Source organism: Fictibacillus sp. WQ 8-8 (genome assembly GCF_024494405.1).
Classification (GTDB): Bacteria; Bacillota; Bacilli; order Bacillales; family Fictibacillaceae; genus Fictibacillus_C; species Fictibacillus_C marinisediminis.
Genome location: NZ_JAMXKG010000014.1, coordinates 44,434 through 63,283 on the forward strand (window position 1 = coordinate 44,434; position 18,850 = coordinate 63,283).

At 43.5% G+C, this 18,850-nt stretch carries 15 protein-coding genes and 3 pseudogenes; 12 read left to right on the forward strand and 6 right to left on the reverse strand.

Annotated features, from left to right (window positions below; genetic code table 11):
• The first annotated feature begins 12 nt into the window (after positions 1 to 12).
• The 10 genes from M1K46_RS21115 (at position 13) to M1K46_RS21160 (ending at position 9,327) form a co-directional block, all read left to right on the forward strand.
• Positions 13 to 804, forward strand: a complete 792-nt coding sequence (locus M1K46_RS21115; RefSeq protein ID WP_256227576.1) for a 2-phosphosulfolactate phosphatase — start codon at positions 13 to 15, stop codon at positions 802 to 804.
• A complete protein-coding gene (locus tag M1K46_RS21120; RefSeq protein WP_256227577.1) occupies positions 801 to 1,652 on the forward strand; it encodes a nucleoside phosphorylase in 852 nt (283 codons plus the stop codon). The genes M1K46_RS21115 and M1K46_RS21120 overlap by 4 nt, the downstream gene beginning before the upstream one ends.
• Positions 1,653 to 1,656: 4 nt before the next feature.
• Positions 1,657 to 3,111, forward strand: coding sequence for an NAD-dependent succinate-semialdehyde dehydrogenase (locus M1K46_RS21125; RefSeq protein ID WP_256227578.1), 1,455 nt, complete (start codon positions 1,657 to 1,659; stop codon positions 3,109 to 3,111).
• 3 nt (positions 3,112 to 3,114) lie between these two features.
• Positions 3,115 to 4,356: a lactate racemase domain-containing protein gene (locus M1K46_RS21130; RefSeq protein ID WP_256227579.1), complete on the forward strand. Its 1,242-nt coding sequence runs from the start codon at positions 3,115 to 3,117 to the stop codon at positions 4,354 to 4,356.
• A gap of 20 nt (positions 4,357 to 4,376) precedes the next feature.
• A complete protein-coding gene (locus tag M1K46_RS21135) occupies positions 4,377 to 6,113 on the forward strand; it encodes a dihydroxy-acid dehydratase (protein WP_256227580.1) in 1,737 nt (578 codons plus the stop codon).
• Positions 6,110 to 6,280 (forward strand): XapX domain-containing protein, encoded by a 171-nt coding sequence (locus M1K46_RS21140; protein WP_082316226.1) that lies wholly within the window; start codon positions 6,110 to 6,112, stop codon positions 6,278 to 6,280. The genes M1K46_RS21135 and M1K46_RS21140 overlap by 4 nt, the downstream gene beginning before the upstream one ends.
• 7 nt (positions 6,281 to 6,287) lie before the next feature.
• Complete coding sequence (locus M1K46_RS21145; RefSeq protein ID WP_156316382.1) at positions 6,288 to 7,091, forward strand: MTAP family purine nucleoside phosphorylase; 804 nt, start codon at positions 6,288 to 6,290, stop codon at positions 7,089 to 7,091.
• A gap of 38 nt (positions 7,092 to 7,129) precedes the next feature.
• Complete coding sequence (locus M1K46_RS21150; protein ID WP_256227581.1) at positions 7,130 to 7,741, forward strand: class II aldolase/adducin family protein; 612 nt, start codon at positions 7,130 to 7,132, stop codon at positions 7,739 to 7,741.
• A 16-nt stretch (positions 7,742 to 7,757) separates the two neighbouring features.
• Positions 7,758 to 8,828: an S-methyl-5-thioribose-1-phosphate isomerase gene (gene mtnA / locus M1K46_RS21155; protein WP_256227582.1), complete on the forward strand. Its 1,071-nt coding sequence runs from the start codon at positions 7,758 to 7,760 to the stop codon at positions 8,826 to 8,828.
• A gap of 103 nt (positions 8,829 to 8,931) precedes the next feature.
• Positions 8,932 to 9,327, forward strand: coding sequence for an iron-containing alcohol dehydrogenase (locus M1K46_RS21160; RefSeq protein WP_256227583.1), 396 nt, complete (start codon positions 8,932 to 8,934; stop codon positions 9,325 to 9,327).
• A 574-nt stretch (positions 9,328 to 9,901) separates the two neighbouring features.
• On the opposite strand, the gene M1K46_RS21165 is transcribed toward M1K46_RS21160, so the two are convergent.
• The 6 genes and pseudogenes from M1K46_RS21165 to M1K46_RS21190 all read right to left on the reverse strand — a co-directional run.
• Positions 9,902 to 10,159, reverse strand: a complete 258-nt coding sequence (locus tag M1K46_RS21165) for a hypothetical protein (RefSeq protein ID WP_256227584.1) — start codon at positions 10,157 to 10,159, stop codon at positions 9,902 to 9,904.
• 1,175 nt (positions 10,160 to 11,334) lie between these two features.
• The gene (locus tag M1K46_RS21170) at positions 11,335 to 12,099 is read right to left on the reverse strand and encodes a LamB/YcsF family protein (protein ID WP_256227585.1); all 765 of its coding nucleotides are present in this window, start codon (positions 12,097 to 12,099) and stop codon (positions 11,335 to 11,337) included.
• Positions 12,100 to 12,275: 176 nt separating this feature from the next.
• A complete protein-coding gene (locus M1K46_RS21175) occupies positions 12,276 to 13,778 on the reverse strand; it encodes an amidase (protein ID WP_256227586.1) in 1,503 nt (500 codons plus the stop codon).
• A gap of 237 nt (positions 13,779 to 14,015) precedes the next feature.
• Positions 14,016 to 14,290, reverse strand: a pseudogene (locus M1K46_RS21180) (chromate transporter); the annotation flags it as partial.
• A 99-nt stretch (positions 14,291 to 14,389) separates the two neighbouring features.
• Positions 14,390 to 15,953, reverse strand: a pseudogene (locus M1K46_RS21185) (glutathione ABC transporter substrate-binding protein).
• A 4-nt stretch (positions 15,954 to 15,957) separates the two neighbouring features.
• Positions 15,958 to 16,209: pseudogene (locus tag M1K46_RS21190) on the reverse strand (M24 family metallopeptidase); the annotation flags it as partial.
• 191 nt (positions 16,210 to 16,400) lie between these two features.
• Between M1K46_RS21190 and M1K46_RS21195 the strand changes: the two are divergent.
• A complete protein-coding gene (locus tag M1K46_RS21195) occupies positions 16,401 to 17,753 on the forward strand; it encodes a sigma-54 interaction domain-containing protein (RefSeq protein ID WP_256227587.1) in 1,353 nt (450 codons plus the stop codon).
• 103 nt (positions 17,754 to 17,856) lie between these two features.
• On the forward strand, positions 17,857 to 18,843 hold the full coding sequence (gene speB / locus M1K46_RS21200) for an agmatinase (RefSeq protein ID WP_256227588.1): 987 nt from the start codon (positions 17,857 to 17,859) through the stop codon (positions 18,841 to 18,843).
• Positions 18,844 to 18,850: the final 7 nt, after the last annotated feature.

Sequence of the window (18,850 nt, forward strand, 5' to 3'; positions counted from 1 at the left end):
AGGAGATGCCGGATGAAGGAACTAAAGTTTGAGGTAGCCTACATACCTAAGGAAATCAAGCAAACAAAGCAGCAAGTCTGCGTGCTGGTGGATGTTCTCCGTGCCACCACCGCCATGGTGACCATGCTCGATAAAGGCTGTTCGGAAATCGTACTGACGATGGACGAGAAGGAAACGATGGAAGCCTGTCAAGAGTTCAATGAAGATGGGACGCTTGTTTGTGCAGAGGATGTGTTTGGCAATGTATCCGAGCATGCGCAATTCAGCCCTTCGCTTATCTCGATACATCCCATGGAAATCAAGGACAGACGGGTGGTGCTTCGTACAACAAACGGCACCCTGGCCGGAATTACCTTATGGAATTCAGGCATTGAACATATTTTGGTAGGGTCGATGCAAAATGCACAGGCTGTAATGGATAAAGCGGTTTCCACAGCCATTGAAAACGACTGCAGTGTGACCATTGTATGCGCGGGCAGGGAGAACGGGGAAATAGCCGCTCTCGATGATGCCTATACTGCGGGAGTACTCCTGAAATACGGTACAGAGGCGGCCTTTTCGCATAACCGAGTACCTTTGCTGAAAGATTCCGCTAAAATGAGCAGCCATCTCCTTTCCGTTTATTCAGATGCTGCTCAGGCATTTGAGGATTCAGGAAGCGGAGAAACAATGAGAAACATTCAGTGTGAAGGAGATATCGCCATCTGTGCCCAGGAAAATGTTTCAACCACTGCCCCCATCCTGTATGTAACGACTGACGGCAATTTTGTTGTAAAAAATACTAATGAGGTGATTGCTCTATGACAAATTGGAAATCGAACGCATCAAAACCGGTAATGGATGAAGGTCTGCAATACCATATTCGCTGCAAGGAAGGCGATATCGCCAAGTATGTTTTACTGCCGGGAGATCCTGACCGGGTGGATATGATTGCTGAAGAATGGAATGAACCGCGTAAGATTGCCAACTATCGGGAGCATCGCACATTCAGCGGGAAAACAGGGAATGTTGACATCTCTGCGTGTTCCACGGGAGCAGGCGGGGGTTCAACGGCCAGTGCGTTTGAAGAATTAGCCGCCCTTGGAGGAGAAACATTCATACGGGTGGGAACAACGGCTGCCCTTCAGGAGCATATTTCACCGGGAGATCTCATCATTTCCTCTGGAGCAGTAAGGCACGACGGGACAAGCCAGTTTTATGTGGATGACCGGTATCCGGCAAGTGCCCATTATGAAGTGACAGCTGCGCTTGTGGAAGCGGCTGAAAAACTGGGCTACACCTATCATGTCGGAGTTTCATGCTCTACCGCCTCATGGTATTGCGGACAGGGCAGAACGGGATTCAAGGGCTATGAACAGTCGTTTTTTAAAGATAAAGTTTCTGATTTGAACAAAGCAGGTGTTCTGAACTTTGAGATGGAGGCAGCGACCATTTTTACTCTTGCAGGATTATATAACTTGAAGGCGGGTTCCGTCTGCACGGTTGTCGCCAACCGAATTAGGGATGAATTTACCTACGGCGGCGTGGAAAAAAGTGTCCAGACGGCGAACCTGGCTGTACAGATTCTGGCGGAATGGGACCAGGTGCGAAAGGAACGGGACAAAAAGTACTGGTTTCCTTCCATTGGGAAAAAAGAGCAGGTAGAGGAGTGAGAATATGATCGTTGATACAGTGACTGGCATCTTTGTGAATGGAAAATGGAAGACTTCAAACCATGGTAAAACGTTTGAAGTGAACAATCCTGCTACGCTGGAAAAAATAGCAGAACTGCCGTATGGAGGAGGAGAGGAGACACGGGAAGCTATTGACGCAGCCAAGGCTGCTTTTCCGGCCTGGTCTGAGCTTACGGGAAGAGAACGCTCGACTTACCTGTACAATGCGTATCATCTTATGCAGGAAAGAAAAGAGAAACTGGCCCGTCTGTTAACGGAGGAACAGGGAAAACCGCTGAAGGAAGCACGAGGTGAAATTGAATTTGCGGCCAGCTTTTTACTGTGGTACGCCGAAGAGGCGAGCCGCATCTACGGGGAAATGGTTCCGGCCACAAAGAGAAACAAAAGATTGTGGGTCGTGCCAAAGCCCATCGGAGTGGTAGCCGCGATTACACCGTGGAATTTTCCGGCAGCAATGGTTACCAGAAAAGTGGCTCCCGCACTGGCTGCCGGATGTACGGTCGTACTCAAGCCGGCAGAGCTTACTCCATTAAGTGCCATTGAGATCGTTAAAATCTTCGAGGACGCAGGACTTCCTAAAGGCGTTTTAAATATGGTGGCAGGAAATCCTGAGGAGATTGGTGAGGCATTAATGGAAAGTAAAGATGTCCGGCTCGTAACCTTTACCGGTTCAACCGAAGTAGGAAAGCTACTGATCGAAGGCAGTGCGAAGACCGTTAAAAAGCTTTCTCTGGAGCTTGGCGGCCATGCTCCATTCCTGGTTTTTGAGGATGCGGACTTAAACCTGGCAGCTGAACAAGCGCTGGCCAGCAAATACCGAAACTGCGGCCAGACATGCATTTGCACTAACCGTATCTATGTACAATCCGCCGTTAAGGAGGAATTCACCCGTATTCTAGAGGAGAAAGTCAGCAAACTGAAGATCGGCAATGGGCAGGAGGAGGATGTGGACATCGGTCCTCTGATCAATGAAAGCGGCTTGAAGAAAGTTAAGGATCAGGTGGAGGATGCCCTGTCGAAGGGCGCAGACCTGTACACGGGCGGCAGCCAATGGTCAGGGGAAAATGGCTATTATTATGAACCTACCATTCTCGCAAATGTAACAGAAGAGATGAAAATCATGTCACAGGAAACGTTCGGTCCGGTGGTTCCGGTCATGGCATTCGAAAACGAAGAAGAAGTGATTTCAAAGGCGAACGATACAGATTATGGGCTTGCTGCCTTTCTGTTCACCAACGATTTAAACCGGGCGATTACGATCATGGAAAAGCTGGACTATGGGATCATCGGAATCAATGATGTCTTCCCCGGAACCGCCGAAGCACCGTTTGGCGGGATCAAGGAATCAGGTATGGGAAAAGAAGGCGGGCATGAGGGCATACAGGAATTTGTTGAAATGAAGTATGTTTCCATCGGTCTGCAGAACGGAAAACAATAGACCATGAATTTGCCAAAGATGGCATTGGTGAAACAGCAGTTTTCAAGCCAAAAGATACAAGATGTAAAGAGTCATCTCATTCAGGAGCTAACCGATCATCTTCCTCCGCTGGCTCCGGGGTCTTCGGTTGCGATTACGGTTGGCAGCCGGGGAATCACCAACAGAGTGGAGATGGTCAAAACGCTCATCGAATATCTTCAATCCAAAAAGGTTTCTCCTTTTATTATCGGGGCGATGGGAAGCCATGGCGGAGGAACACCGGAAGGGCAGATGGAGATTCTGCATAGTTTAGGATTTTCAGAGGAAACCATGGGCTGCCCGGTGTTAACCTCTTCTGACGTAGTGGAGGTGGGAAACACCCCAAATGGCCATACGCTATATTGCGACAAGCTGGCATGGGAGGCGGATGGAATCATTGTGATGAACCGGATCAAGCTCCATACTGCTTTCCGGGGGCCAAATGAAAGCGGCCTTTTGAAAATGATCACAGTCGGGCTTGGCAAGGCAAAAGGAGCCAACCAGCTTCACCGCCAGGGACCAGAGAAAATGTCGGAAACCGTTCAGAAAGTGGGCGGCAGCTTTTTAAACACCGGTAAAATCTTTGCCGGCATAGGTATCGTGGAAAACAGCTTTGATGAAACGGCACACATTCATGTGATCCCGCCTGATGAGATTATCGAAAAGGAAAGAGAGCTTTTGAACGTTTCCAAAGACTACTTTCCGCGTCTTCCGGTTGATGAATTAGATGTACTCGTTGTCCGCAGCATGGGAAAAGCGTTCAGCGGGACAGGAATGGATACAAACGTACTCGGACGCACCAAGATTTTTGGAGTACCTGAACCTTCCACTCCGTCCATAAAGAGGATTGCCATTCTTGATCTGGATGACGGTTCCCATGGTAACGCGACGGGAATTGGATTAGCTGATTTTACGACTGAAAAGCTTTACCAAAAAATAGACCGGAAAAAGACGTACTTGAATTGTATGACGAGCACCTACGTACAACGGGCGATGATTCCCATGATACTGAGTACGGATCAGGAAGCGATAACGATGGCCGTTGAAAGCCTTGCGTCAGATCAACCTGAGCAGCTGCGCATCGCTGTGATCGAGAATACACTGCATCTGGAAAAGCTTTACCTTTCTGAAACGCTGCTCTCGGAGGTTGAGCATAACGTCAGCGTGCAATCCAATCCTGAATCTTTCACATTTGATGAGCAAGGAAACCTTACTTTTTTTACATAAAGCCGAAATGAGGTGGAGATATGGGGAATTCACAAACATCCTATGGAGATGCCGGGTTTAGTGCCTTTATACGCCGGGCGTTCAGCCGGCATCTGGGGCATGGATCGGAAGACTTTGATAAGCCGGTCATCGGCATCGCTAACACGTTCAGTGAAATTAACCGGTGCCACAGTCATGTAAAACCGATGATTGAAGCGATCAAGCAAGGTGTGATTATGGAGGGCGGAACCCCGCTGGAATTTCCGACAATCTCGATCGGTGAGATGTTTACAAGCCCTACAACCATGCTTTACCGGAACTTGGTGGCCATGGATACAGAAGAAATGATCACCGCACAACCGATCGATGGCACCGTGCTGATTGGTGGTTGCGACAAGATGGCCCCTGCCCAGCTCATGGGGGCGGCAAGCGCGGATAAGCCGGCGATTCTATTCACTGGTGGTCCAATGAACAATGGAGAATACAAGGGGAGAACGCTCGGTGCTTGTTCGGATTGCCGCCATTTTTGGCAGGAGTATAAAGCAGGAACCGTCAGTGAAGAAGAGATAAATGAAATCAATGAAAGGCTCGCCCCAACGGCAGGCCATTGCATGGTGATGGGATCGGCGAGCACAATTGCCGCATGTGCAGAAGCCATGGGCATGATGCTTCCTGGAGGCGCTGCCACACCCGCGACCGCAAACGAACGGATGCGGCTCGCCAGAGAAACCGGGCGCGCCATCGTCAGACTGGTAAAAGAGAACGTCCGGCCGTCTGATATCTTGACCAAAAAAGCACTGGAGAACGGTATTCGGACCCTTATGGCGGTTGGGGGATCAACCAACACCGTGATTCACTTGATTGCGATCGCAAAAAGGCTCGGCCTGTCCCTCACGTTAAAAGAATTTGATGAGCTGAGCAGAGGAACTCCGTTTATCGCCAATTTGCGGCCAGCAGGGAAGTATCAGCTGCAGGATTTGTTTCATGCGGGCGGGATCAACGCGGTGCTGAAAGAACTTTCCCCGCTTCTGCATCTCGACCAGATTACGGTCACAGGAAAAACCTTGGGTGAGAATATCACTGGGTTCGAGCTGTCAGAAGAATACAGAGACATTATCCGTTCCTTTGAAGATCCTCTTTTTGAAGAAGGAGGGATTGCGGTATTGTTCGGAAACCTGGCGCCGGACGGAGCGATCATTAAACCAAAAGCGGCCTCCAATCAGCTTCTGAACCACCGCGGTCAGGCTGTTGTCTTTTCATCAATCGAGGATATGGAAAAAAGAATCCATGATCCGGAACTAGACGTGACGACTGAAAGTGTTCTCGTTTTGCAGAACGCGGGGCCAGTCGGCGCACCGGGAATGCCGGAAGCCGGTGGAATTCCGATTCCTGAAAAGCTGCTGAAACAAGGGGTCAGAGACATGGTCAGACTGTCCGACTGCCGCATGAGCGGGACAGCATCAGGAACCGTGATTCTTCATGCAGCACCCGAAGCGGCTGTTGGGGGAGCCATCGGACTTGTGCAAAACGGGGATTGGATTGAGCTTGACGTGGAAAACCGATCCCTGGAGCTGTTGGTTTCCAAAGAGGAACTGGAAAACAGAAGGCGTCTGTGGAATCCAACTACATTTAAAACGTATCTTCGCGGATACCCGCTTTTATACCGGCAGCATGTTCTTCAGGCCAATGAAGGGTGTGACTTTGATTTTATGCTGCCTGTTACAAAAGAAGAAAGTGTCAGTGAGAAAGTACTGGCAGACGGAGGGGATATGAAATGAAGGAACTTATCCTTTCCCTGGTCAGCGGGATTATCGTCGGAGTCATCTTCAAGCTGATCCGCCTTCCCATTCCTGCTCCTCCCGTTCTTTCCGGTGTGATTGGCATTGTTGGCGTCTGGCTGGGAGCCTCCTTAATTTCGTTGGTTTTGGATAAGGTACAGGGTTGAATGATGGATGAGGAAGACACGATTAAAAAAGGAAGGAATGGTTGGAATGAAGCTGGGGATTATTGGCGGCACCGGATTCTATGGACTTTTGGATGACATGTCTGAGGAGTCAGTCAACACAGAATACGGGGAGGTTACGGTGTTTCAAGCTGTCCATGAAGGAAAGGAGATTATTTTTCTTCCGAGACACGGAAAAAATCATGATACACTAGCGCCTTTTGTTAATTACCGTGCCAATATGCTGGCCATTAAAGAACTGGGCATTGAGCGTATCCTGGCTTTTTCGGCTGTAGGCGCCATTCACCCCGACATTCAGGTAGGCAGCCTGTCATTGCTTGAGCAGTTTGTCGATCTGACGACTAGAGTGAAAACCTATGGGCGTTATTCGGTGGATATGACAGAACCATTCTGCCCGGAGCTCAGGCATACGTTTATGGAGGCAGCAAACGAGATTGATGAACCGCTGAAGACAAATGCCACGCTGATATGTGTGGATGGGCCCCGTTATGAAACAAAAGCAGAAATTCAGCTGTATGCGGCCTGGGGAATGGATGTGGTCGGAATGACCAATGCCACGGAGGCTGCTTTGGCCAGAGAGCTCGGCATGTGCTACGCCGTTGTTACGCTCGCAACCAACATGGCTCCCGGCATTACAGAAAAAAAACCATCATTGAAAGCTCACAAGGCGGTCAGTGAAAGCAAAAAACACAGAGTGCGGGAATTGATGCTGACAGCGATCGAGCATGCCCGTGAAAAAGAGTCCTGCACCTGCCATGCTGCATACGAAAGTGCACTACTGGCCCAAACCTGAGGTTAACCATAAAGCTTTTATAAAAGGAGAGCTGTGAAATGGAAATGGAGGAATTAAAAAAATCGCTGCAATATGTGTCCCACAAGGTCTATAACCGAGGGCTGACTCAGGCTACCGGAGGCAATATCAGTGTGCGGCTTCCGGAGCGTGATGCCATCTTAATCAAACGCTCAGGAATCAGTCTGGGAGAGGTTGCACAAGAGGATGCACTGGTTTTATCCATGGAAGGAGAAGTTTTGGAAGGAGAGGGGTTCCCTTCCAAGGAGTTTCGTTTTCACCTTGGGATTTACCTTGAGAGACCGGATGTTCAGGCCATTGTCCACTGCCACCCTAATTATGCCATTGGCTACGCCTGTCTGGGAATGGAGCTGCCGCTTCCTACCGTGACGGCCCAAAAGATTTTGTCTCATGTTCCCGTGGCAAAATCAGCTTTATCCGGTTCCCTGGAGCTGGCGGAGTATGTGACAGATACTTTTCGCCAGAATCCCGGCATAAAAGCTTGCCTGATGGAAAATCACGGAATATGTGCCGTGGGCAGTGATTTGGAAGAAGCCTATAATATAGCGACCCTTGTAGAGGACACAGCCAAACAAGCTTATATAATGTCACAGATTCTGGCCAACCGGACGCTGGAGAAGGCCAATTCCTGAAAAGAGGAGTGATCAATTGTCACAGCTGCAGGATTTAGTACAGGACTTTAAGGAACGGGGATTATTATTACCCATTTGGTTTGAAGGGCGTTCTCTGAAACTGATCGATCAGATCAAACTACCCCTTTCGGAAGAGGTATGCCGTGTGGACAGGGTTTCAGATCTTGCCATGGCCATTAAGAACATGACCATTCGGGGATCCGGGGCTATAGGAACTTGCGGAGCCTGGGGGCTTTATTTGGCAGCTGTTCAATCCGAAGGGAAAAAAGAGGACGTACAGGAAGCTGCAAGGCAATTAAAACAAACTCGCCCAACAGCAGTTAATCTTTCCAAAACTATTGATGAAATGTTGGGTGCTGCAAGTGGCAGCGACGGGGTAAGCCTTATCGTAAACCTGGAAAACAAGGCTGTTGAAATTTTGTCGAGGCAGCTGGAGTTCGAATACCGGCTGGGAGAGCATGGTGCCGCCCTGATCGAGGATGGTGACCGGATCCTTACTCATTGCCATTCCGGGGCATTGGCGGGCTCAGGGTATGGAGGACGTGCTTTGTCGGTCATTCGGAAAGCTCATGAAAACGGGAAACGCATTCACGTTTTCACATCCGAAACAAGACCCTATCTTCAAGGAGCGAGAATTACTGCATATGAACTTAAGAAGTTTGGCATTCCGCATACCTTGTTGACCGACGGGATGTCAGGGTATTGTATGAGCCAGGGAATGATCGACAAGGTGGTTGTTGGTTCTGACCGGGTGGCATCCAACGGAGATCTGGCCAATAAAGTCGGTACCTATATGCACGCATTGGCAGCCAGAGAGCATGATGTTCCTTTTTACACAGCCACATCGAGCCATACCGTTGATTTTGATTGTCCAAGAGGACAAGACATTGAAGTGGAATACAGGGATTCTCGTGAAGTAACATCGTTTCTTTCGATAAGAACTTCACCCAAGGGGACGAAGGCACTGTATCCTTCGTTCGACATTACTCCCCATTCTATGATTAGCGGAATCATTACAGAAAAAGGAGTGATTCAGGCTCCTTACTCCACAAACCTGCAAAAACTGAATCATGCTCCTGTAAGCTGATCGAATAGCCCTTTTCCTACTCGGAATAAGGGCCTTCTTTTGTGTTCGGGTAATGCAGCTTTTCCGAATGCTTACTTTTTAAAAAAACAGAGGAATACCCATTATGGTCCAAAAGCTTGAAGCTCTACTCAGGAGACTTCCTGCCAGTCACCCAAGGCGCCAAGAAATGGCTGATCAATTGGCAAAAAGGATGGCGGGGTACAAAGGGGAACTGTCGATAGACTATCATTTGAGGCCTCTTTTAAAGAAGGGTTACCTTATCCTCCAAGCGGTTGAACTCATCGCGCAAAACTTAACGGTCGCCGTCCAGCAAGGTAGTAATTTAGAAACGCGTTCCAATATGCTGCTGGCCAGTTTACTTGCAGGTATCGCCTTTTCAAATGCCGGAACAGCGGCAGCGCACGCATTAGGGTATCCGATTGGTGCAGTCGGCAAGTCACCGCATGGCGAATGCCACCCACGAGGGTCAAATTGTGAGAAAAATATATGGAGCAATTAAGTCTGGGAGACGAATGTACTTAACTTTGTAGAATTGACGACATGCCGCAATGCCAAAGGCACATGGGTAGTGGTCCTATTTATGTCATTGATGGACCATTTTAATGGCAAGAGTGGACTAAAAAACATGGCAACGGTGGAATTATTCAATGGCTGTAGTCAATGACATATGCATTGGTGTTAATGTTGAAGTTGAAGTTGCATTATATTTTGTTGTGATTTCTTGAAACAGTTCCTAATACAAACTTTCCTCCTTCAATGGATGACAGCGAAGAGCAGGGCAGGATATCTACTACTAGGAAAGAAAATTTAATATATTGTAAAACATTCAATTCACAATGTACAAATACAGGGAATAAGATCGGAAACAAAAATCAAAACGGTAGATAAAAGATCCTTGATGATAAATAGCTTTAACTTAACTTTCTTCTTTTATAAATAGGGGAGAGAAACCGTCCATAAAGAAAAAAAGTTAGTTTACATAAGATAAATTCTAGGAAGCTATGTGAAACTAAAATAAAATGTCTCACTATCTTAAGATTCCTCAGGATAGTGAGACGAAATAGAAAATTTAATTATAATTTGGTCAATAAATGTTGTGCCTTAGAGTGATCTTCTTCCTTAGCATAAAATTCATACATTTCTGGTGTCTGATAATCATGTGCCACAAAATCTATGCCTGGCGTAGAACTGTGATTAGACAGCCTTTTTACTCTGTAAGCAATATTGTTGTTTTTTAGTACATTAACAGCCGCAAAATAAATTTCCTTGCCAGTGGCAGTATAAGCTAAACATTTCTTTCTACCTGAAAATAGCTTTTTAAAGAATGACACATGATTCCTCCTTACCGTTTATGGAGTTACAGAAGTTCTAAAATTATCATACTTCTTTACTCCATCATACCAAATATCGCCACGAATGTAAGACCCTGCACCACCAGCTACGGGATCATAGTATGTATATTCACAATTAAAGTAATCCGTGTATGTAGATGTTTCGTTGGCATAAAAGTCAGGGGTATTAATATCCCAATCACTTAGGCATGAAAGTGATTTCCCCCCTTTAAAGCCTCCTTGATCGGCAATGTCATTAAGTTAAGCCCAGAGACACCACCGGGAATAAAATGGAATCCGAAACGGCATGGGAAAAAGCCCTGTACCGTTTGTTTTTTTGTGCAAGCAAGGAAAAAGCGTACAGCAAACAAAGCGGATGGAATATCCGCTTAAAAAATGTTCATGGGAACCGAATTATGCTACTCTGTAGACGAAGCTACTTCAGAGATGCGTGAGGATGTTTCCCAATAAGTAAAATAATCCTAATGTAGCTGGTTTCATACAGCCATCTCTGTCGACGTCGCCCAAGGGTAAAATCTATCCTCTGGTTTCAACCACTACCGGTAAAAGGCTTACCTAATAAAGGTGGGTAAACGGAAGTTAAAGTAAACCCGGCTAACAAAGATCATGGAGAAATAGAAAGAATGGCGATTACATATGATTATGGCTTAGGACGTTTTTTTAATTTCCTTTTAATTTCACGATCTTATGTAAACTAAATTTTCTTTATGGACGATTTTTCTCCCTTGTTTATAAAGGAAAAAACTATGTATAAAGTGTCTGTCTTTTTTAGACATCATAAATACACCACCTAAAATTGTACAGTTCAAACCCAGGGGTTTAACGTATCTAAGGGGTGCAATTCAGATTTCTTAGGATTTTTTCTATAAAAGATTTGTTTTTGCTGTTTGAAGTTTGTATGGTATCCATTAAAACACGCAAAGAAACATAGCCTACTATTTCCTCTGCAACATAAATAAAGCAATGGAGCTATTGTTTTTTATCAGCTGCTTTAAAGCCAAGGAATTTGTTAGTTCTTTTCCTAGTTTGATTGTTATCATTTTAAGTAAGTCCCTCCATAAAATCACCATCAATTCCCCCTTGCAAATAACTTGATTTGTACATTATCGCCTTCCATTTTAGGTTGGGAAAGAATGCGTATGGAGGGATTTTTGTCAGAAGATCTCTTTTATCGGTTTAATTTGAATATCATTCTTAGTCAGTGCTTCACTAATTTTTCGAATGAGAGCCGGGGCTCCAGGCGTATCTCCGTGTATGCAGATTGTTTCAGCTTTTAGAGATACTTCTTCATTTAAATGGGTTGTTACTTTTCCTTCTTTAACCATCCTTACAACCCTGTCAGCCATGGCATCATAATCCTGTATTTGAGATCCCTTTCTTGTTAAAACAATGGATCCTGAAGCCGTATGTTCACGGTCTGCATAGGTTTCCAATGCCACAGGGATACCCATATTCCTGCCGATTTCCTCAAAAGCAGAATTATTAAGAGCAAACACAATCATGCTAGAGTTGATTTTGGCTAGTCCTTCTAAAATCGCCCTTGCAATATTTTCATCCTCCATTGCCATCATATAAAGAGCGCCATGAGGTTTACAATGCTGCAATTCTACATTGTAATAAGAAGCAAATTCCCTTAGCGCGCCTGTCTGGTAAATCACATAATCTCGTATTTCATTGGGCGTCGCTTTCAAATAGCGCCTCCCAAAGCCCATTAAATCCGGAAATGCAGGATGCGAACCGATTCCCACCCCATATTTCCTGGCCAGCTCAACAGTTTCCCTCATAATGTGAGGATCCCCTCCATGATACCCGCAGGCAATATTCGCGGATGTAATATACTTCATCATCTCTTCATCATTGCCCATCTGATATAAGCCGAAGCTTTCTCCCATATCACAATTTAAATCAACTGCAAGCATGGTAATCTCACCCTCTCCTCTTACACTTTTTCCTTGCTTAGTGGTTTTCAACAAATTTCGTTGTGTTTCCGCTCATAAACGATACATAAATGAAGGAACAGGCATTTACAGAAGGGAAAATCACCGCTTTATTGAAAGATAAAAAGGCATCGTTTAATGCCTTTTTACTTCGTACATTATTTACCCACAAATTCTCTTTGAATATCTGGGGCCTTACGTGGGCTAGCATGATGTTCAAATGAATAAGCAATTTTGAGTAAAGTTGCTTCATCGAAGGCTTTCCCCATGATTTGTACACCTACAGGAATGCCATCCTTTGTAAATCCACCGGGCATTGAAATGGATGGAAGTCCTGATTGTGAAGAAATAAGGGTATTCGTAGGAAAGGTTAATACTGTCCATTTTTCTTTATATAATTCTTTTTTTAGTGGTGGGAGGATTTGAACATCGGGAAACAAAATTGCATCAAGCTGGTGCTGGGCCATTACATTTTCTATTTCTCGACGAAATTTCACTTGGGAGAAAAGTTGTTTATAGTACCCTGGATAATCTTCTGGATTGGTTGGCCCTTTAACTATATCCTTAAGCAGATCCAGCAGTTTATGATATTGATCGTTGTTGAAAACCTCATCAATAGAAGATACGGGAGCATCCGGTCTCTGTTGAATAAATTTATTAACATCATGTTTGGATTGAACAAGGTACATAGCGGTATCGTCAATATAATTTTCGAGATTAGGTATGGAAACAGGATCAATAATCTTAGCACCAGCATTCTTCATCGATTTAATCGCTTCATTCACAACTTCATTCACTTCGGAAGACTCCGTGTTTTCTTTTGGCCCAAAAACCTCACGAAGAATGCCAATCCGTGCTCCTTTTAGTGCGTCCTCTTGAAGCTGATGTGCATAATTGCCTGCGTCTTTTGCATGCAACGCTGCTGTTGTAAATGCATCTTTAGGGTCGTAACCAACTAATGTATCTAGAAGAATAGCTGCATCTCGTACAGAACGGGTCATTGGTCCTGCAGTGTCTTGAAAATGTACTAATGGAGACATTCCACTTCGGCTAATTAGTCCGGTAGTTACCCGTACGCCAAAAACATTGTTAAATGAAGCAGGAAGCCGTATGGAACCGCCGGTATCTTCCCCAATGCCCACTGCACCAAAATTGGCGGCCACTCCAGCGGCTGTTCCGCTGCTCGAACCTCCTGGATCACGATCTAGTGCATATGGGTTTTTGGTTTCGCCAGCAGCTGAAGAAAAGGCAAACCAAGACGTCGCAAAGTCTGGAAGTGTGGTTTTGGCCAGTATTATGGCGCCTGCCTGTTTAAGTTTCTGGATAGCAGTAGCATCCTCCTTTGGTTTATAGTCCTTGAATGCTACTGATCCAAACGTTGTTGTAATATCCCTTGTTTCTACTTGATCTTTAACGAGTACTGGGATTCCATGTAAGGATCCTATAAAGTTACCTGATTCTTTATACAGACGATCAAGGTAATCCGCTTCTTCAAGAGCATTGGAGTTAATGGTAATAACTGAATTGATTTCTGGCCCATTTCTATCAAAATCTTCAATTCTTTTCAAATACATTTCAACAATTTCTTTACAGGTAACTTGTCCAGATTTAATCGCTAAATGAATGCTTTCAATCGTTGATTCTTCCAGTTTAAATGACATAAATTCCATCCCTCTCTTAATTATTGTTGCCTCTTTGTCTATATTCCTCTTATAAGTCAATTAACCTCTAATTAATTTCTTAGACACGAAATAGAAATATGGTGTAGAGGTTTATTTCTCTTTAAGGCAATTTAAAACTTATCGTCATAATCTAGTAATAATTAACATTACCTGTAAGATCTCTCAAATAATTTGTAAAAGTGGTCTGCTTCTTGAATTAATTGCGATTCAGTACTTTAAAAGAAGAATCATGAGAGTGATCGTAGGGAGTATCGAAGCTACCAATGCATTCAGCATGCCTGGGATCGATAGCCTATTTAGCCGGCCATTTTAGTAGCGATTGGCCCTGGCAAGGCGTTTCCAAGGGCTAAGAAGTCGATGAATTCTTCAGAATTCATCCTTTTTTACTTATCGACCATTTCTTTATGAACGAGGGGAATGGAAGAAGGCGACCCGCCATAGCCAAGCATGCCGACTCTGAAAAAGGCAAAGAACATGTCTAATTGCTTCATGTTAGTCTCACCCCCCTTTCCATAAGAAAGAAGAGGAAATGACATGATCGGCTCGAAGAGAAAAAAAGCTGCAAGGTCAGCCGAGCAGCTTCTATTATATTATGGTAGTTTTACCTTTTCGATCATGTATGTTCTGGATGGATGCATCCAGAATCCTTTCACATTTTTACCGGCAACCGCCATGTTTTCCTCGTTGCGAAGCAATACTAAAGGTGCCTCTTCTATTTCAATTTCTTGCGCATCTTTGTACAATTTTTTCCGTTCTTCTTCATCCGTTGACTGGTGAGCTTTATTAATCAGATCATCTACTTTAGGGTTACTGTAGAATGCACGGTTCCTGGATTTCCTCTTGCGTCGCTGTGGAAAAGGAAATACTGGTTATAATCGGCATCCCCTGTCATAATCCAAGGACAAACATGTCATGTTCACCTTTTGCAGTGGCTTCTAAATAAGCTCCCCACTCGACCACTTTTGTCTCAACTTCAATTCCAATGCCTTTTAGCTGGGATTGAACAACTTCGGCAACATCAATACGTTCTTTGTTGTCATTTGTCCAAATCGTTGTTTTAAATCCATCGGGAAATCCAGCTTCTTTTAATAGTTCTTTTGCCTTTTCGATATTATATTTATACCCTTTTAAATCTTTGTTATATCCCCACACACCAGGCCCCATTGGAGCTGTTGCCACGGTTCCAACATTATTATAAACTCCTTGAATGATTGCTTCCGTTTCAATAGCATAGTTGATTGCGTGGCGGATTTTTACGTTATTGAAGGGCTCCTTCTTGACGTTAAAACCGATATAATCAATTCCAAGTGCGTCGCTTCTGATTAATTGCATGCTGTCACTATTTTCAGTTCGCTCTACTTCTGTAACAGGAATTGGTTCAGCGATATGAGCATCCCCTGTTTCTACCATTGCAATACGTGTTGAGTCTTCCGGTACCACTTTAAATGTCACACTGCTAATAGTCGGTTTTTCTCCCCAATATACTTTATTTGTTATTAGCTTAATTTCCTGTCCAGGATTCCAGCTATCAAACTTAAATGGACCGGTACCGACTGGTTTTTGTCCAATTTCTTCACCTGAATCGATTGATTTAGGGCTAATAATTCCAGCAGAGTAATGGGACAAATTTGCTAATAATGGAGCATAAGGATACGCCGTAATTAATTGAACCGTATGATCGTCGACCACTTTTACTTCAGAAATCATTTCATATAAATTCGCACGAGGAGATCCCGTTTTTTCTGCTTGAACACGCTCAATCGTTTTCTTAACCGCTTCTGCTGTAAAATCAGTACCATCATGGAACTTGACTCCTTTACGAAGTTTAAATTCCCATGTTAATTCGTCAACCTTCTTCCAATCGGTTGCAAGGCCAGGCTGTACTTCCATGTTTTCATCCTGCTTGACAAGCCCTTCAAAAATCTTCCCGTGATAAACGTTTGCTGAAGGAATGTCTGTTCCTAAATGCGGATCTAATTTAGTTGCATCAGATAACACAGCAATAATTAGATCTTTATTGCCAGAATCCTCCTGATTTTTGGAAGCCGTTTCTCCCAGGCTGCCCGGGTCACTGTTCCCGGAACAACCTGCTAATAAAAGGGCCGCCATTAGCACAAAACTAAACCAAGTAAAGACACTTTTCTTCATCTTCATCCCTTTATACCCCCATTAATGATGGAATATTTTGCAAATCTTTTGTTGATTTTGTTAAATTTTCATGCCCATGTTTTGTAATGACAACAAGGTCCTCTATTCTTACTCCGCCGAAACCTGGAATATAAATTCCCGGCTCTACGGTTATCACCATACCCTCTTGCAAAACGGTATCATCCGTAGATCGCATTGCCGGCTTTTCATGGATCACTAGTCCAAGGGAATGTCCAAGGCTATGCCCAAAATTGTTGCCATATATAACAAAACAGTGTTTGGAGAACGGTCGGGATAAACCCGGGGATTTTTTCAATTTACATATTCCGTGATTAATTACATAGTTTAGAAGGCTTTGTTATAAATCCGTTTTTTTGAATTGACAGACTTTTCGTAATTGATAGTCAAAAAAGAATAATATATAATTATTTTTGACTAGGGAGGTTTTGTAAAATGGTCTCATCTAAAACTAATGAAGTATTGCTTCAAAACATCATCAACTATTCCTTTGATGAAATTTTTATCACCGATGCTTCCGGAACAATAATCCATGTTAGTCCTTCATGCAAAGAAATATACGGAGTATCAGCTGAATATTTGATGAATCAAAACGTATTCGAATTAGAAAAAGAAGGAATTTTAAACCCATCTGTCACGGCATTAGTATTAAAAAGTAAGAAAATAGAATCCTTCGTACAGGAAACAGTGACAGAACGAAAGTGCCTAGTGTCTGCTTATCCTATTTTCGATGAGAATGGAAAAGTGATCAGGGTTATAAGTTTTTCAAGGGATATTACAGAGATTGAACATTTAAAAAGACGAAATGAGGAAGTAGCTAAAACCATCGATTTATATAAAAAAGAAATTGCAGAGCTTAAAAGCAATAACTATAACTCCATTTATTTCATAAATGAAAAAATGAAAAGTATCTTTGACATCATATCAAAGGTTGCCGATTTGGATGTTATTGTTTTATTAGAAGGAGAATCGGGTGTAGGAAAAAACCGTGTTGCGAAAATAATTCATGAATTATCAGAGAGAAAAAAAGCCCCATTTGTGGAGATTAATTGCGGTGCCATTCCAGAATCATTAATTGAATCAGAGTTATTTGGATATGAGGAAGGGGCATTTACAGGTGCAAAAAAAGGAGGAAAAAAAGGTTATTTTGAATTAGCAGAAAGCGGTACTCTGTTTCTCGATGAAATCGCTGAACTTCCTATAAACCTTCAAGTAAAATTATTGTCCGTTTTACAGAATCAAACCATCACAAGAATAGGCGGTAGTAAAAAGATTAATTTACATTGCCGGATTATTTGTGCTACAAACCAAAACCTTGAGAAATGCATTGAAGAAAAAAGATTTAGAGAGGATCTATATTACCGGATTAATGTAATAAAGATAGTGATTCCTCCATTGAGAGAACGAAGAGAAGATATCTCTTTTTTAATAAATGAAATCGCTGAAGAATTTAACGTGAAGTACAAAATAAATAAAAGATTCTCTCCCAAAATGATTGCATGGCTTATTCAGCAGGATTGGCCGGGCAACGTAAGAGAACTTCGAAATTTCATTGAAAAAACATTTATTACCACGAATGAAGAGATTATCTCTATGACCAATGTTTTCATTAGAGATCGTATTGAAGATAATGAGGCCGAACTTACCTTAGCCAGTTATATCGAAAGAGTAGAAAAAGAATACATAAAAGGACTGTACAAAAAATATCCAAGCAGTATTAAACTTGCGAAAATTCTGGGTATCAGCCAGTCAACAGCAAACCGAAAAATACAAAAATACATTCGCTAGCCTCCTAGTCATTTTTAACTAGGAGGCGGCTATATTTTCGGGATTTATTTGTTGGCACAATTCTTGCATCTATAAATTGAAAATTGTAAAAGGAGGAATCAAAATGTCCAAAAAATACGAACCGATCGATTCACTTCATTCTCCGCGCTTTTCAGGAATAAAAACATTTATGCGCTTGCCTTATGTCAAAACAGAGAAGGACATAGATTTTGCAGTTATTGGTGTCCCTTTTGATACAGGAGCCAGCTTTGCAGTAGGAACACGTTTTGGCCCGGAAGCTGTAAGGTCCATGTCCTCTCTTCTGCGTCCTTATAATCCAGGCCAGGAAATAGATATATTTCAGTATTGTTCTGGCGTTGATTATGGGGATCTTGATGTAAATCCCGGCTATATAATGGAGTCCTATGATTTAATTGAGAAACAACTTGAATCATTGATTGATCATAGGGTGATACCTATTTTAATTGGCGGCGACCATTCCGTTACATTGCCTCACTTAAGGGCTGTATCAAAGAAGTATGGAAGGATAAGTTTAGTTCATTTTGATTCTCATGGAGACACGTGGGACTCCTATTTTGGAAAAAAGTATACCCATGGCACCGTTTTTCGCCGGGCAGCAGAGGAAGGAATCGTAGATCCTTCTCGATCAATCCAAATTGGAATGAGGGGCTCTCTTTATAGTGCAGATGATATAAATGATGCAGATAAATTGGGCTATCAAGTACTTTCTACGGACCAATTAAAAAAATTAACGCCTATTGAATTATATGAACTAATTCATCTGCGAGTTGGCAATCAGCCCGTCTTCTTATCATTTGACGTAGACTTTTTAGACCCTGTTTATGCTCCTGGAACCGGTACGCCTGAAGCAGGCGGATTTACAACCTATGAAGCCCAGCAGTTCATTAGAAGCCTAAAAGGGCTGAACTTTGTTGGTTTTGATATTGTTGAAGTTCTTCCCGACCGAGACCCTGCCCGTGTCACCTCCCTTGCGGCAGCAAGTATGGCTTATGAGTTTATATCTCTTGTGGCTTGGAAGAAACGAATTACACAACCAATGAGTGAAATGAGTGCGCCTGTACAAACTTAATAAACAT

Bases quoted from the DNA above. Each gene is read 5' to 3' on its own strand.
- M1K46_RS21175 (WP_256227586.1), bottom strand. From the start codon at position 13,778: ATGTCATTTAAACTGGAAGAATCAACGATTGAAAGCATTCATTTAGCG.
- M1K46_RS21145 (WP_156316382.1), top strand. From the start codon at position 6,288: ATGAGGAAGACACGATTAAAAAAGGAAGGAATGGTTGGAATGAAGCTG.
- M1K46_RS21140 (WP_082316226.1), top strand. From the start codon at position 6,110: ATGAAGGAACTTATCCTTTCCCTGGTCAGCGGGATTATCGTCGGAGTC.
- M1K46_RS21150 (WP_256227581.1), top strand. From the start codon at position 7,130: ATGGAAATGGAGGAATTAAAAAAATCGCTGCAATATGTGTCCCACAAG.
- M1K46_RS21135 (WP_256227580.1), top strand. From the start codon at position 4,377: ATGGGGAATTCACAAACATCCTATGGAGATGCCGGGTTTAGTGCCTTT.
- M1K46_RS21120 (WP_256227577.1), top strand. From the start codon at position 801: ATGACAAATTGGAAATCGAACGCATCAAAACCGGTAATGGATGAAGGT.
- M1K46_RS21130 (WP_256227579.1), top strand. From the start codon at position 3,115: ATGAATTTGCCAAAGATGGCATTGGTGAAACAGCAGTTTTCAAGCCAA.
- M1K46_RS21125 (WP_256227578.1), top strand. From the start codon at position 1,657: ATGATCGTTGATACAGTGACTGGCATCTTTGTGAATGGAAAATGGAAG.
- M1K46_RS21195 (WP_256227587.1), top strand. From the start codon at position 16,401: ATGGTCTCATCTAAAACTAATGAAGTATTGCTTCAAAACATCATCAAC.
- M1K46_RS21115 (WP_256227576.1), top strand. From the start codon at position 13: ATGAAGGAACTAAAGTTTGAGGTAGCCTACATACCTAAGGAAATCAAG.
- M1K46_RS21160 (WP_256227583.1), top strand. From the start codon at position 8,932: ATGGTCCAAAAGCTTGAAGCTCTACTCAGGAGACTTCCTGCCAGTCAC.
- speB (WP_256227588.1), top strand. From the start codon at position 17,857: ATGTCCAAAAAATACGAACCGATCGATTCACTTCATTCTCCGCGCTTT.
- M1K46_RS21170 (WP_256227585.1), bottom strand. From the start codon at position 12,099: ATGCTTGCAGTTGATTTAAATTGTGATATGGGAGAAAGCTTCGGCTTA.